Raw genomic sequence first — 13575 nt, 5'->3', positions numbered from 1 at the left:
GGGTGCTAATCTCGGCCCATCCTCGATCCCCCTGACTGGAGACGCCCAATGTCCCGAGTAGTACTGGTGCTGGTTGAAACGGTTAACGATTACCTGCCATTGCTCGAAAGCGAAGGTTTTGAGCTGATCCTTGCCCCCACCCCCCTCAGCCGCGCCGAAGCCATTGCCAGCCATGGGGCACGCATCGACGCAGTGCTGACCCGCGGCCCCCTGGGCTTGTCTGGCGAAGAGATGGTCGCCCTGCCCTTGCTCAAGATCATCTGCGTGATCGGCGCCGGCTATGAGCAAGTGGACTTGCAGGCTGCCAGTAACCGGGGAATCACCGTGACCAACGGCGCCGGGGCCAACGCCTCGTCGGTGGCCGACCATGCCATGGCGCTCCTGCTGTCACTGGTACGCGGCATCCCCCAGGCCGATGCCGGCATCCGTCGTGGCGAATGGAACAAACTGCGCTTGCCGTCCCTCGCCGGCAAGCGCATGGGCATCCTGGGGCTGGGCGCCGTAGGGCAAGCCATCGCCAGACGTGCCGCCAACGGTTTTGACATGAGTGTCAGCTACCACAACCGCCAGCCCCGCCCCGACACACCCTACACCTGGTGCGCCAGTCTGACCGAACTGGCCGGCGCCGTGGACTTCCTGATAGTGGCCACTCCGGGCGGCAGCGACACCCGGCATCTGGTCAACGGCCCGGTGCTCGATGCCCTGGGACCCGACGGCTACCTGATCAATATTTCCCGCGCCAGTGTCGTAGACACCGATGCCCTGATCGCTGCGCTGAGCAGCGGCCAAATCGCCGGGGCCGGGCTCGATGTATTCGATCACGAACCCCAGGTCCCGGATGCGTTCAAGACCTTGGGCAATGTGGTGATGACCCCGCACATGGGCGGTCAATCGCCAGAAGCGGCTAAAGGCACAGTGCAGATGGTCGTTAACAACCTGGTGGCATTTTTTTCCGGGCAACCGGTACTGACGCCCGTGGGCTTGCCCGCGCCTCTTTGACCATGACAGCGGAGCCCGCGCTTGAAATTCAGCCTGCCGAAAATCGCCACTGCGCCCTTCTGCCCTCCCGAGGTCAGCGGCAGCGTTCCCGTGGATGCCAGGGCGCCATTCTGGAAACGCGCATTGCGCTTTGCCGGACCCGGGCTGCTGATCAGCATTGGCTACATGGACCCGGGCAACTGGGCCACCGCCATCGAGGCGGGCTCGCGTTACGGCTACAACTTGCTGTTCGTGGTCCTGCTGGCCAGCCTTGCAGGCATGGCGGTGCAGTGCCTGTGTTCACGGCTGGGCATCGCCACCGGCCGCGACCTGGCGCAACTGTGCCGCGAACGCTATAGCAAGCGCTCGGCACGGGCCCAGTGGGTACTGGCAGAAATTTCAATCATCGCCACCGATCTGGCCGAAGTGCTCGGCTGTGCACTGGCCTTCCATTTACTGCTGGGCTGTTCGATGACCTTCGGCATCGCCCTCACCGCCTTCGACACCCTGTTGATCCTGGCCCTGCAAGGCAAAGGCTTCCGCCGCCTGGAAGCGATCATGCTGGCATTGGTGCTGACCATAGGCATGTGTTTTTTTGTCGAACTGCTGCTGATCAAACCTTACTGGCCGGACGTTTTCGAAGGTTTCAAACCGTCCCTGTCAGCGATCAGCGAGGCGGCACCGCTGTACATTGCGATCGGCATCATTGGCGCCACCGTCATGCCGCACAACCTGTACCTGCACAGTTCCATCGTACAGACCCGCCTGACGGGCACCGATTACGCCAGCAAACTGGACGCCGTGCGCCTGTCGCGCATCGACACCATCGGTTCACTGGCCCTGGCGCTGCTGGTCAACGCCGCGATTCTGATCCTGGCCGCAGCGGCCTTTCACCAAACCGGCCACAGCGACGTGGTCGAGATCCAGGACGCCTACCGCATGCTCGACCCGCTGGTGGGCGGCGCCATGGCCAGTGTCCTGTTCGGCGTGGCACTGCTGGCCTCCGGGCAAAGCTCGACCTTCACCGGCACCATCGCCGGCCAGGTCATCATGGAAGGGTATCTGGACTTGCGGATTCCCTGCTGGCAGCGCCGTTTGATCACCCGTGGCCTGGCACTGATCCCGGCATTTCTCGGGGTCTGGCTGATGGGGGACGACGCCGTTGGCAAACTGCTGATCCTTAGCCAGGTGGTACTCAGCCTGCAATTGCCGTTTGCCCTGTACCCGCTGATCCGCATGACCGGCGACGAGAAACTCATGGGGCCGTTCACCAACCGCCTGCCGACCCGGCTGCTGGCCTGGTTCCTGTTTGCCGTGATCAGTTGCGCCAATATCTGGCTGATCGCGCAGCTCAGCTTCGGGGCTTGAGCAGCCCTCCTGCATCGCTGGCCAGTCTGCGATGCAGGCCACTCGATATCAGCCTTTAAATTGAGCGCAACACGGGTCGTTCTATCTAATGACTCCTGTTTATTTAGGCGCTGCCATGTCCGTTGCCACCACGCTGGTGCAATCCCTGCGTAAACGACTCAGTAAACCCGCCGGTTACCAGCTGTTCGATATCCGGCTCAAGTACAGCATTGCCTTGAGCCCTTCGCTCAAGCGCTTTGTGTTCAGCGGCAGCGATGTGGGGTTGATGCGCACGCTGGGGCCGGATCAACGGATCAAGCTGTTTTTCCCGAGCGCCAATGGCACGCCCCCCAACCTGCCCAGACATGGCGACTGGCAAGCCGCACGGCGCCAAGCGAGTGCGCAGTGCGCTACACCAATGCGCACCTACACCATTCGCAATCTGCGCCCGGAAACCTGCGAGCTGGACATCGACTTCGTCCTGCACGGCGAAACCGGCCCCGCCTCGCGCTGGGCCACCCATGCAACACCCGGCGACCGCCTGCAAATCGTTGCTCCCAATGGAGCCTATGCCGCCGACCCCGGCGGTTATGAATGGCAGCCCCCAGAAGGCGTGCGCCAAGTGCTGTTGATCGGCGACGAAACCGCCCTGCCGGCGATTGCCGGAATTCTCGAACAACTCGCCCTGAACCCGGACCCGCCCAAGGTGCAAGCCTTTATCGAGGTTCCCCAGGAGGCGGACTGCCAGCCCCTGTTGTGCGGCCCGAAGGCCAAAATCCACTGGCTGCCCCGCGCCAGCCTCGGCAAGCAGCACGGCGACGGCATGACCCTGGCTGCCCGCGAACTGGCCAGTTTGCCGCTGATCAGAACAAAACCCGGGGGCGAACTCGAAGAGCCCGACCTGACCACCCAGCTCCTGTGGGAACGGGCCAGCGCCAAACAGAGCGAGTTTTATGCCTGGGTCGCCGGTGAATCGGCAGCAGTGATGACGATCCGGCGGTTTTTCATTAATGAATGCGGGCTGGATCGCAAAAGCCTGACCTTGATGGGGTACTGGAAACTCGGACGCTCCCTGGAGTAACCCCCAAACACCTGTAGGAGCGAGCTTGCTCACGAGCTCTTCAGTGGCATTTACACGGCTCGCGAGCAAGCTCGCTGCTACAGGAAGAGGCCGGAGAAATAATTTATTACAACTCGGGGTTCGGGTTTTCCGCGGCTCATCCGTCCTACATGGATAAGCAATCGCTTCTCAATAGCGATCAAGTACCCGCCCAGCTGCGAGTTAGTCGTTTCCCATGTCCAAAAAATCCCGTTCAAAGCTCTGGTTCCTGGTCCACAGTTGGCTAACCCTGCCCATCTGGTTTTTTGTCCTGATTGTCTGTGTCACCGGCACCCTGGCCGTAGTCAGCCAGGAGATAGTGTGGCTGGCCACCCCTGAAGCCCGCGCCAGCCAACCCTCAGATGATGCGCCGCTGCTCACTTACGAGCAGGTACTGAGCGCGATTCACCAGGCCGAACCGAAACTGGCAGTGCAGTCCATCAGCCGTCCCGATGAATCGCATTTCGCACTGGTGGCCGACGTGGTCTACCCGGACGGGCGCTCGCCTTCGCTGTACATCAACCCGTACACCGGCGCCATCCAGGGCGAAAGCCCGAGTTTCAACTTCAAACAATTCACCCGGGCCCTGCACGGCTGGTGGCTGGTGCCCTTTACCAATGGCTACAGCTGGGGCTGGTACCTGGTGTCGTTTCTCGGCCTGCCATTGCTGGCATCGCTGGTGACCGGGCTGGTGGTCTACAAGAAGTTCTGGAAAGGTTTTTTCAAACCCAATCTGCGCTTCAAACATGGGGCACGGATTTTCTGGGGCGATTTCCATCGCCTGTGCGGCGTCTGGTCGATCTGGTTTATTGCAGTGATTTCCATCACCGGCCTGTGGTTTCTGATTCAGGCCTTTCTGTTTGATAACCAGATCTCCATCTCCACGGAAGGCATCCCCCCCGTGGTGGCGCGCCAGGATGTGCCGATCATGGCCAACGGTCAGCCCGCACCGCAGATCAGCCTCGACCAGGCAGTGAAGATTGCCGCCGAAAAAATTCCCGGCTTCGAAGCCAGCTTTGTCAGCTTGCCGGGCAATGCCTACGGCCATATTGAAGTGGGCGGCCCGGGCTGGTATCCGCTGCTGTTCCAGACCGCCGAAATCAACCCGTACAACGGCGCGATAGAAGGCTCGCGGATGATCGCCGACCGCTCCGGCCTGGAACTGGTAACCGAATCGATGCGGCCGCTGCACACCGGCGACTTCGGCGGCCTGTGGGTCAAGCTGATCTGGTTCTTCTTTGGCCTGGTGCTGAGCATGATGGTGTTGAGCGGCCTGCTGATCTGGACCAAACGGACCGCCCTGGCCACCGCCAACGCCCTTAAACGCAGCCATAAATCCCCGCGCCCGGCAGCAAGCCTGGCCGCCAGCCCCCATAAAAAACAACCCGCAGAGGCCAATGCATGAGCAAGACAGTGACTGCACAGCCCCCTTCCACCCTGAGCCGGCTGTGGCACAAATGGCGCTTTCACATAAACATCCTGCTGCTGCTGGTGCCGCTGGGGTTTATGCCCAAATACTTTGCCGATGCGTCGCTGTTCCGGGGTGACAGCGGCCTGGGCGAGCGTGACGTGGGCACGGTGCAGGTAGGGCCGTGGAGCCTGCAACTGGCTGAACTGCGCAATGAAGGCCCGCGCCCCGATGGCCCGGCAGGCTACATGAAGAGCTTTAACGCGGCGCTGAGCGACAGCTCCATCGATCAGGTCAAGGCTGCTTACCTGCGCATTGGCAAGCCGCGCAGCCTGCGGGCCGCCGGGGTGATTTTCTTCGGTACGCCGTATCGCATGGGCGCCACGCTGCCGATCCCCGAGCGGACCAGGGCCGACGCCGAGCTGTGGATCACCCTTGAAGGGTGGGACGGCTCGATGCATCAGGCATCCATTCCCCTGAGTCAGGCTTCCCCGGCAACCATGGCCTGGCTGGCCCAACGAGGTGCTAAACAATGAATTCGCGACTGTTCATACGCCCGGCCATGACAGCCGGGCTCCTGGCTTTGCTGGGCCTCAGCGGCCAGGCCCTGGCCCACAACCCGATGTGCGAGTGCAAGAGCGTCGAAGACGGGCAAATCCGTTGTACCGGCGGGTTTTCCGATGGCAGCGGCGCGCCGGGAGTGACCCTGGATGTGATCGGCTACGACGAGACCATCCTGGTACCGGGCAAGCTGGGGCCGGACTCGAGCATGACCTTCAAGCGCCCGGATGCCGAGTTTTACGTGCTGTTCGACGCGGGACCCGGGCACATCGTTGAAATCGATCAAGCCGATATCGAGACCCCATGACCACTCAAGTCGTACGCCCCGAAGGGGCCGGGCATGAAACCCTGTATGTGTTGCTCTTGTGCCTGCTGATTCTGGTCGTGGCCGGCTCAGTGGTGGCCTGGCGTCATGAATCCCTGGAAGTGACTGCAGTGGCCGCCCACCAGCTGGATGCACGGCGGGATCTGAACGCCGCCGAACAGGGCATCTACGCCGACCTGCGAGTGACCCTGGACGAGATTCAGCTGCTCAGTGAAGAGTCCGGCGCCCTGGCACAACCCGAGCAACTGGGCGCAGAAGGCTTTGCGCCCTTTGCCATCGATGCCAGCTCCGTCAGCCGGGGCAGCCACGCCTGGCAATTGCTGGGGGATAAAGCCTATCTGGGCATCAGTCCCGACCCTGGGGTGGCGGGCTCGTTTTTGCTGCGCATAGGCACCGATCCGGATGTGTGGCTAAACCGCAATCCCGGCGCCAGCGCCCCGACCGACTTCAGCGATGCCGCCCTGAACCGCAGCGGCTGGCAGCAAGTGATCGCGCAGTTCGATGCCGGGGTTACTCGCCAGCATCGGCACTGAACCCACCGTTTTACCTGAGGCTTGTCATGTCCATTGCATCTGTTTTGCGCCGCCGCAGCCTGCTGCTGGCCGGCCTGTTGGCCTTTTGCATTACCCCCCTGGCAGCTGCCGACGCCCCGCTGGCCAAACCGCTGCGCATCGGCATCACCCTGCATCCCTACTACAGCTACGTGGCCAATATCGTCGGCGACAAGGCCGAAGTGGTGCCGCTGATTCCCGCCGGCTTCAACCCCCATGCCTACGAGCCCCGGGCCGAAGACATCAAACGCATCGGCACACTGGATGTGATTGTGCTCAATGGCGTGGGGCATGACGACTTCGCCGACCGCATGATTGCAGCCAGCGAAAAACCCCAGATCGCGGTCATCGAAGCCAACCAGAATGTGCCGCTGCTGGCCGCCACCGGCAACGCTGCGCGAGGCGCAGGTAAGGTGGTCAACCCCCACACCTTCCTCTCGATCAGCGCCTCGATTGCTCAGGTCAATAACATCGCCCGCGAACTGGGCAAGCTCGACCCGGCCAACGCCAAAACCTACACCGCCAATGCCCGCGCCTACGGCAAACGCCTGCGCCAGAGGCGCGCTGACGCACTGGCCAAGCTGACCGAGGCACCCAACGCTGACTTGCGGGTGGCCACGGTGCACGCCGCCTATGACTACCTGCTGCGCGAATTCGGCCTTGAAGTCACCGCCGTGGTCGAACCGGCGCACGGCATCGAGCCAAGCCCCAGCCAGCTGAAGAAAACCATCGATCAACTGCGGGAGCTGGATGTGAAAGTGATCTTCTCCGAGATGGATTTCCCGTCCAGCTATGTCGACACCATTCAACGCGAGTCCGGGGTCAGGCTGTACCCGCTGTCGCATATTTCCTATGGCGACTACAGCGCCGACAAGTACGAAAAAGAAATGACCGGCAACCTCGACACCGTGGTCAGGGCCATCCAGGAGGCCGGAGCATGAGTGCCGCCGAACACCTGAGTGTTACCGCCAGCGGGCCCGGAATCGAGTTTGATCAAGTGTCCCTGACCCTGGGGCGCACCCTGATCCTCGACCAGGTCAGCTTCAGCATTCGCCCCGCCAGCGTGCATGCACTGGTCGGCCCCAACGGCGGTGGCAAAAGCTCACTGATCAAAACCCTGCTCGGGCAAATGCCGCACCAGGGCCGCCTGGGCCTGAACTGGCCCGGTGAGCCGGGGCTGATCGGCTACGTGCCCCAGGCACTGGAGTTTGATCGCGGCTTGCCGATGACCGTCGACGACTTTATGGCTGCCATGTGCCAGCGGCGCCCGGCCTTTATGGGACTGTCGCCCAAGGTCGCCCCGGCCATTGGCGAGGCACTGGAGCGAGTGGGCATGCAGGACAAGCGCAAGCGGCGCATGGGCGCGTTGTCCGGTGGTGAGCGCCAGCGCGTGTTGTTGGCCCAGGGGCTGATTCCGGCCCCGCAACTGCTGGTTCTGGATGAACCGATGTCGGCCCTGGATGAAGCCGGGGCTCAGGTCTTTGAACGCTTGCTGGCGCACTGGCGCGCCAGCGGGGTGACGGTACTGTGGATCGAGCACGACCTGGCGGCCGTCAAGCGTCTGGCCGATCGCGTCACCGGGCTTAATCGCCAGGTGCTGTTCGATGGCCCACCGGAACAAACCCTCAGCCCGGAGCGCTTGCTGAGCCTGTTTTCGACCCATCCGGCAACCCGCGGGAGCACCCTTTGATGAGCTACGAAGCATTCCGTGTGATGGTTCAGGGCTGGGCTTCGGCCGGGTATCTGCCAGAGGTTCTGGCCTACGGTTTTGTGGTCAACGCCGTGCTTGCCGGGTTGCTGATCGGCCCGGTGCTGGGCGGCCTCGGTACGCTGGTGGTGGTCAAGCGTTTCGCCTTTTTCTCCGAAGCCGTAGGCCATGCTGCGCTGACGGGGGTGGCCATCGGCATATTGCTCGGCGAACCCTATACCGGCCCTTATGGCAGCCTGTTCGGCTATTGCCTGCTGTTCGGCATTTCACTCAATTACCTGCGCAACCGCACCGGCCTGGCCCCCGACACGCTGATCGGGGTGTTCCTCTCGGTGTCCCTGGCACTGGGTGCCAGCCTGCTGCTGATTCTGGCGGGCAAGATCAACGTGCACATCCTCGAAAACGTGTTGTTTGGCTCGGTATTGACGGTCAACGGCAACGACCTGCTGGTGCTGGCCATAGTCGGCGCGCTGGTTCTTGGCCTGAGTCTGACGCTGTACAACCGCATCATGCTCGCCAGTTTCAACCCGCAACTGGCTGCCGTGCGCGGGGTGGCGGTCAAGACCCTGGACTATCTGTTCGTGATTCTGGTGACCCTGATTACCGTCGCGGCGGTCAAGGTGATCGGGGCCATTCTGGTAGGCGCCCTGCTGGTGATTCCGGCGGCGGCGGCACGCTTGCTCAGCCAGTCACTGAAAGGCTTTTTCTGGATTTCGGTGTTGATCGCAACCCTCAGTACCTTGTGCGGCATCTTGCTGCCCATCGTGTTCGACCTGCCCATTCCGTCCGGCGCCGCGATCATTCTGGTGGCCGGTATTGCTTTCGCCCTGGCAGCCATCGCCCGTGGCGTGGTACCCAGCCTGAAAGGGAATATTGGATAAATGTCTAGCCTACGCAAACTGACTCTGGCACTGGCCATCACCGGCCTGCTCAGCACCCCGCTGCAGGCGGCCGACACGAGCGGCGCGCCGCTGCGAATCCTCGCCAGCCTGCCGATTACCTACGGGCTGGGCCAACTGCTGGTCAAGGACAGCAACATCGCCCTGGAACGGGCGGCGGCGGCCAACTTGCCCGGCAGTCGCCAAAGCGCTTACTTCAGCGGTCGCGGCGCATCGGCCCTGCACCAGCTGGCGCTCAATGCCGATGCGGTGATCGGTCTGCGCTCGGTGTGGAGCGACGACCCGCTCTACCCCATGGCGCGGCGCAGCAATATCCGCATCGTTGAGGTCGACGCCGCCCGCCCGGTGGATGGCAGCCTGCCAGGCATCGCCCTGCAGCCGGGCAACCACCCCGACGGGCTGAACAGTCAGCCCTGGCTGGCCAGTAACAATATGGGACGAATGGCTGACGTGATCGCGGCAGACCTGGTGCGCCTGGCGCCGTCCGCCAAAGGGCAAATTGAAGCCAATCTGGCGAGCCTCAAACAGCGTCTGCTCAAACTCAGCGCCGATAGCGAAGCCAGACTGGCCGGGGCCGACAACTTGAGCGTGGTGAGCTTGTCGGACCGCCTGGACTACTTGATTGGCGGGCTCAACCTGGAGCGTGTCGAGGTACACCACAAAGGCGATGAGCCATGGACGCCCGAGGCACTCAAGGCCTTGAGCCAGACCCTTGAGGACAATGACGTAGCCCTGGTACTGGATCACCGCCCGGCGTCCGCAGCGTTGCAGGCTGCGGTGACCGAAGGCGGCAGTGAACTGGTGGTGGTCAGCGCCGATGGCGCCGATCCGGTGGCGGAACTGCAAGGCAACATCGACGCAATTGTGAAAGTACTGACAACGACTGCAGACTAGCGGTCCTGGGTCAGCATCTTGTTGCGCCGTACAAAGCGGTAGGCCAGGCCCAGTACCACAAACCATACCGGTACCATATACAGCGCCTGCCGGGTGTCGTCCTCAAGGGCCAGCAGTACCAGGATGAAGACAAAGAAGGTCAGGCAAACCCAGACCATCAACTTGCCGCCCGGCATTTTGTAGCGCGATGCCTGGTGCAGGTGATCGCTTTTTTTGCGATATGCCAGGTAGGACAGCAGGATCATGGTCCAGACAAACATGAACAGGGTCGCCGAGACGGTGGTGATCAAGGTGAACGCGTCCATCAGGTTCGGCACCAGATAGATCACCAGCGCACCCGCCAGCAAACAGATGCAGGAAAAGATCAGACCGTTGGAGGGCACTGCCCGTCGGGAAAGATTTTTAAACTTGCTCGGCGCTTCGCCCTCCAGCGCCAGGCCGAACAGCATGCGACTGGTGGAGAACACCCCGCTGTTGGCCGATGAAGCCGCAGAGGTCAGTACCACAAAGTTGATGATGCCCGCGGCTGCAGGCAGGCCGGCGAGCATGAAGAGTTCGACGAAGGGGCTTTTGTTGGCGACCACATCGCGCCAGGGGGTAACGGCCAGGATCGCAATCAGCGCGAACACATAAAACATGATGATGCGCAGCGGAATTGAGTTGATCGCCCGTGGCAGGTTGCGTTCAGGGTTCTTGGTTTCGGCGGCAGTTGTACCCACCAGCTCGATACCGACAAAAGCAAAGACTGCAATCTGAAACCCGGCGAAAAAGCCCATCAGGCCATGGGGGAACATGCCGCCGTCATTCCACAGGTTGGCCACCGAGGCGGTGTTGCCGGTCGGCGACTGGAAAGCGGTAACCACCATGTACAGGCCGGTGCAGACCAGCGCGCAAATGGCCACGATCTTGATCATGGCAAACCAGAACTCCAGTTCACCGAACATTTTCACCGTGATCAAATTCAACGACAGCAGCAGCGCCACGCAAGCGATGGCCGGCAACCACAGCGGGATGTCCGGGAACCAGAACTGGGTATAGCCGGAAATCGCAATCACATCGGCAATGCCTGTCACGATCCAGCAAAACCAGTAAGTCCAGCCGGTGAAATAGCCGGCCCTGGGGCCCAGCAGGTCGGCCGAAAAATCAATGAAGGACTTGTAATTGAGGTTGGATAGCAGCAGTTCGCCCATGGCGCGCATGACGAAAAACAGCATGAAGCCGATGATCATATAAACAAAAATGATCGAGGGGCCGGCCAGGCTGATGGTTTTACCCGAGCCCATGAACAGGCCGGTGCCGATGGCACCGCCAATGGCGATCAGTTGGATATGACGATTGGACAGACTGCGTTTGAGTTCAGGCTCCTCCCCGTCCGGTCGGTGATTCAGCGTTGAATCCTTCATTGTTTTTCTACCTTGAGTTCTTGGTCTTTTACGGGGTCCGCAAACCGGATAAACACGGTGTTTATCGGCCTGAAAGAAGGGCTGAGAGCATGCTTTGGCAGCGTCTTAAACACTGCACAAGCGCCTGTTAAAGCGCTGTCCCGGGCGTTTATTGGAGGGAGGGATCGTTCCAGAAAAATCGCTGAGCGACAAGATTCAGATCAATAAAACCCTTGAAAAAAAGCCAGCCCCTTACCCTGTGGGAGCTGGCTTGCCAGTGATGGGGTCACCGGCACGTTCAGATAGTCCGAGGTGCCCATATCGCTGGCAAGCCGGCTCACATAGTCAGCTCAAGGGGTTTTCAACGGCATCCGCAGGTCAACCCGCAACCCGTCCGGTCGACTGTCGAAGTTCAGGTCGCCGCCACAACGCTCGACGATCGCCTGCACGATGGCCAGCCCCAGGCCACAGCCGTTGCTGTTGCCATTGCGCCAGAAGCGCTGGGTCATGTGTTGCAGGGTTTGCGGGGGGATGCCCGGCCCGTGGTCGCGCACCATAAAATGCACCGAGCGGCCCTCAACCCGCAGTTGCAGTTCGACCTGGGTATCTGCCGGGGTGTGACGCAGGGCGTTGTCCAACAGGTTGCGCAATGCGGCAATGGCCAGTACCGAAGGCACCTCCAGTGCCGTGCCCGGCAACCCTTCTGGCAGTTGCAGGTCAATGCGCTCGGCCGCCCCGCTCGCGGCATCGTGGATGGCCAGGCGTGCCACCTGCTCGGCCGAACACAGCACACCGTCATCGAACGACAAACTGCCCTCCACCCGCGCCAGCAGCAGCAATTGTTCAAGGGTTCGATGCAAGCGGTCAGTGGCGGCTTCAGCGTGGGCCAGGGACTTGTCACGCGCGGCGCCTTCGGTCATGCGCGCCACTTGCAGATGGGTCTTGATCGCCGTCAACGGGCTGCGCAGTTCATGGGCAGCATCCCCCGTGAGGCGACGCTCGCGCTCGATGGCTTTGGCGATGCGCGACAACAGCTGGTTCTGGGAGTCGAGCAGCGGTTTCAGTTCACTGGGCAGCGGTTCGATCTGCAAGGGCTGCAACGAATCGGCATCGCGGCGCATCAAGGCTTCACGCATGCGCTTGAGAGGCGCCAGCCCCTGACCGATACCCAGCCACAACAACAGCAGGCAAACCATCAACGCCATGCCCACCGGCACCGAGGCCGCAAGCAATACCGAGAGGTTCAGCGCTTCGCGTTCGACCTGACGGTCAGCGGTGGTGATGCGTACATCGCCGCGGTCCAGGGTGAAAGTACGCCACACGGCACCATCGATGACCTGATCATGGAAACCGGCCGCCTCGGACTGCATTGGCTGGTCCGGATTGTTGTGGCTGCGGGCCAGAATCTCGCCGCGCAGGGAGCTGACCTGACAGGCCATGCCACCCGGGATGGTCAGTTGTTCAGCGCTGAAATGGGTGCCCTCGCCTTTGACCGGTAATTGCGGCAGCTGCTCCAGCAACCCCGCCACCATCCGCGCCGATGCCACCAGCCGCTGATCAAGGGAGAACATCATTTGTTGACGCAGGTCGCTGAGCATCCAGGCGGCGGCCAGGGCCCAGACCAGCACGAACGCCGAGCCGATGGTCAGGCTCAAACGCAGTCGCATACTCATCATGGCTGCCCGACACCATCGGCCGGGCCCAGGCGATAGCCCAGACCACGGACGGTTTCGACAATGCCATTGCCCAGCTTTCGGCGCAGGTGATGGATATGTACGTTCAGGGCATTGCTCTCCAGTTCGTCGCCAAAGCCATAAATGCTGTCCTTGAGCTGCTCGCTGGACAGCACCCGACCACGGTTGTGCAGCAAGGCTTGCAACAGCGCCTGCTCCCGACGTGACAAGTCCACCGGCTGACCGGCAAGCAGGGTCACGCGGCTGCTGGGGTCATAGCTCAGCTGACCATGCTCGATCAGATTGACGCTGCGCCCGGCCACCCGGCGCAACAGGGTGTGCAAACGGGCCGCGAGCTCGCGCAGATCAAAGGGCTTGAGCAGGTAATCATCGGCTCCGGCCTGCAGGCCATCGACCCGGTCAGTCACCGAGTCCCGTGCGGTGAGCACCAGTACCGGCAGCTCGAAGCCTTGCTGACGCAGCTGTTGCAACAGCTTGAGGCCGTCTTCATCCGGCAGGCCGAGGTCGAGCACCATCACATCGAACTCCGCCACTTTGAGCATGGCCCTGGCCGCTGCTGCGGTGCCTACGTGCTCCACCGTCAGGCCCTGAGCCGTGAGCCCGGCCACAATGCCGCTGGCGATCAGTTCGTCATCTTCGCAAACCAGTACATGCATGCTGATACCCGCGTAAATGTGGCCGATTAAAAGGCGACAGGATTAAGGCCCGATTATGCCGTTAAAGGGCCGA

Annotated in this window: 14 protein-coding genes; 11 read left to right on the top strand and 3 right to left on the bottom strand. The window is 61.8% G+C overall.

The genetic code is table 11. The features are described from left to right. Window positions 1-48 precede the first annotated feature (48 nt). From FEZ21_RS11715 to FEZ21_RS11665, 11 genes are all read left to right on the top strand, one after another. Window positions 49-999: a 2-hydroxyacid dehydrogenase gene (locus FEZ21_RS11715; RefSeq protein ID WP_160627174.1), complete on the top strand. Its 951-nt coding sequence runs from the start codon at window positions 49-51 to the stop codon at window positions 997-999. A 21-nt stretch (window positions 1000-1020) separates the two neighbouring features. After that, entirely contained in the window at window positions 1021-2346 is a 1326-nt protein-coding gene (locus FEZ21_RS11710; protein ID WP_003447307.1) for an Nramp family divalent metal transporter, read from the top strand. Between the two features lie 115 nt (window positions 2347-2461). Then, the gene (locus FEZ21_RS11705; RefSeq protein ID WP_160627171.1) at window positions 2462-3406 is read left to right on the top strand and encodes a siderophore-interacting protein; all 945 of its coding nucleotides are present in this window, start codon (window positions 2462-2464) and stop codon (window positions 3404-3406) included. 214 nt (window positions 3407-3620) lie between these two features. After that, window positions 3621-4829: a PepSY domain-containing protein gene (locus FEZ21_RS11700; protein ID WP_160627169.1), complete on the top strand. Its 1209-nt coding sequence runs from the start codon at window positions 3621-3623 to the stop codon at window positions 4827-4829. Continuing rightward, a complete protein-coding gene (locus FEZ21_RS11695; protein ID WP_003447302.1) occupies window positions 4826-5368 on the top strand; it encodes a hypothetical protein in 543 nt (180 codons plus the stop codon). The genes FEZ21_RS11700 and FEZ21_RS11695 overlap by 4 nt, the downstream gene beginning before the upstream one ends. Window positions 5369-5394: 26 nt before the next feature. Next, entirely contained in the window at window positions 5395-5700 is a 306-nt protein-coding gene (locus FEZ21_RS11690) for a hypothetical protein (protein WP_369826388.1), read from the top strand. Then, window positions 5697-6251 (top strand): DUF6162 family protein, encoded by a 555-nt coding sequence (locus tag FEZ21_RS11685; protein ID WP_160627167.1) that lies wholly within the window; start codon window positions 5697-5699, stop codon window positions 6249-6251. The genes FEZ21_RS11690 and FEZ21_RS11685 overlap by 4 nt, the downstream gene beginning before the upstream one ends. A gap of 26 nt (window positions 6252-6277) precedes the next feature. Continuing rightward, window positions 6278-7210 (top strand): metal ABC transporter substrate-binding protein, encoded by a 933-nt coding sequence (locus FEZ21_RS11680; RefSeq protein WP_160627165.1) that lies wholly within the window; start codon window positions 6278-6280, stop codon window positions 7208-7210. Next, entirely contained in the window at window positions 7207-7959 is a 753-nt protein-coding gene (locus FEZ21_RS11675; RefSeq protein ID WP_160627163.1) for a metal ABC transporter ATP-binding protein, read from the top strand. The genes FEZ21_RS11680 and FEZ21_RS11675 overlap by 4 nt, the downstream gene beginning before the upstream one ends. Then, entirely contained in the window at window positions 7959-8858 is a 900-nt protein-coding gene (locus FEZ21_RS11670) for a metal ABC transporter permease (protein ID WP_003447279.1), read from the top strand. Before FEZ21_RS11675 ends, FEZ21_RS11670 begins: the two co-directional genes overlap by 1 nt. Continuing rightward, the gene (locus tag FEZ21_RS11665; protein ID WP_160627161.1) at window positions 8859-9770 is read left to right on the top strand and encodes a metal ABC transporter solute-binding protein, Zn/Mn family; all 912 of its coding nucleotides are present in this window, start codon (window positions 8859-8861) and stop codon (window positions 9768-9770) included. It abuts the gene before it with no gap. On the opposite strand, the gene cycA is transcribed toward FEZ21_RS11665, so the two are convergent. The 3 genes from cycA to FEZ21_RS11650 form a co-directional block, all read right to left on the bottom strand. Beyond that, window positions 9767-11173, bottom strand: a complete 1407-nt coding sequence (gene cycA, locus FEZ21_RS11660; protein WP_160627159.1) for a D-serine/D-alanine/glycine transporter — start codon at window positions 11171-11173, stop codon at window positions 9767-9769. The two genes, FEZ21_RS11665 and cycA, sit on opposite strands and share 4 nt — an antisense overlap. 329 nt (window positions 11174-11502) lie before the next feature. Next, window positions 11503-12828: an ATP-binding protein gene (locus FEZ21_RS11655; protein WP_178092371.1), complete on the bottom strand. Its 1326-nt coding sequence runs from the start codon at window positions 12826-12828 to the stop codon at window positions 11503-11505. Further along, window positions 12825-13502 carry a response regulator gene (locus FEZ21_RS11650; protein ID WP_003447260.1) on the bottom strand — a complete coding sequence of 226 codons (678 nt, stop codon included), beginning with the start codon at window positions 13500-13502 and terminating at the stop codon, window positions 12825-12827. The genes FEZ21_RS11655 and FEZ21_RS11650 overlap by 4 nt, the downstream gene beginning before the upstream one ends. Window positions 13503-13575 lie beyond the last annotated feature (73 nt).

The sequence above is a fragment of the Pseudomonas sp. 9.1(2019) genome (assembly GCF_009910445.1).
Lineage (GTDB): Bacteria > Pseudomonadota > Gammaproteobacteria > Pseudomonadales > Pseudomonadaceae > Aquipseudomonas > Aquipseudomonas paraversuta.
This window is presented reverse-complemented; position numbering and strand designations above follow the sequence as displayed.

What these genes read in the sequence shown, in the direction of transcription:
- FEZ21_RS11695 (WP_003447302.1), top strand. Translation starts at nt 4,826, where the DNA reads ATGAGCAAGACAGTGACTGCACAGCCCCCTTCCACCCTGAGCCGGCTG.
- FEZ21_RS11680 (WP_160627165.1), top strand. Translation starts at nt 6,278, where the DNA reads ATGTCCATTGCATCTGTTTTGCGCCGCCGCAGCCTGCTGCTGGCCGGC.
- FEZ21_RS11650 (WP_003447260.1), bottom strand. Translation starts at nt 13,502, where the DNA reads ATGCATGTACTGGTTTGCGAAGATGACGAACTGATCGCCAGCGGCATT.
- FEZ21_RS11665 (WP_160627161.1), top strand. Translation starts at nt 8,859, where the DNA reads ATGTCTAGCCTACGCAAACTGACTCTGGCACTGGCCATCACCGGCCTG.
- FEZ21_RS11685 (WP_160627167.1), top strand. Translation starts at nt 5,697, where the DNA reads ATGACCACTCAAGTCGTACGCCCCGAAGGGGCCGGGCATGAAACCCTG.
- FEZ21_RS11690 (WP_369826388.1), top strand. Translation starts at nt 5,395, where the DNA reads ATGACAGCCGGGCTCCTGGCTTTGCTGGGCCTCAGCGGCCAGGCCCTG.
- FEZ21_RS11700 (WP_160627169.1), top strand. Translation starts at nt 3,621, where the DNA reads ATGTCCAAAAAATCCCGTTCAAAGCTCTGGTTCCTGGTCCACAGTTGG.
- cycA (WP_160627159.1), bottom strand. Translation starts at nt 11,173, where the DNA reads ATGAAGGATTCAACGCTGAATCACCGACCGGACGGGGAGGAGCCTGAA.
- FEZ21_RS11670 (WP_003447279.1), top strand. Translation starts at nt 7,959, where the DNA reads ATGAGCTACGAAGCATTCCGTGTGATGGTTCAGGGCTGGGCTTCGGCC.
- FEZ21_RS11705 (WP_160627171.1), top strand. Translation starts at nt 2,462, where the DNA reads ATGTCCGTTGCCACCACGCTGGTGCAATCCCTGCGTAAACGACTCAGT.
- FEZ21_RS11675 (WP_160627163.1), top strand. Translation starts at nt 7,207, where the DNA reads ATGAGTGCCGCCGAACACCTGAGTGTTACCGCCAGCGGGCCCGGAATC.
- FEZ21_RS11655 (WP_178092371.1), bottom strand. Translation starts at nt 12,828, where the DNA reads ATGATGAGTATGCGACTGCGTTTGAGCCTGACCATCGGCTCGGCGTTC.
- FEZ21_RS11715 (WP_160627174.1), top strand. Translation starts at nt 49, where the DNA reads ATGTCCCGAGTAGTACTGGTGCTGGTTGAAACGGTTAACGATTACCTG.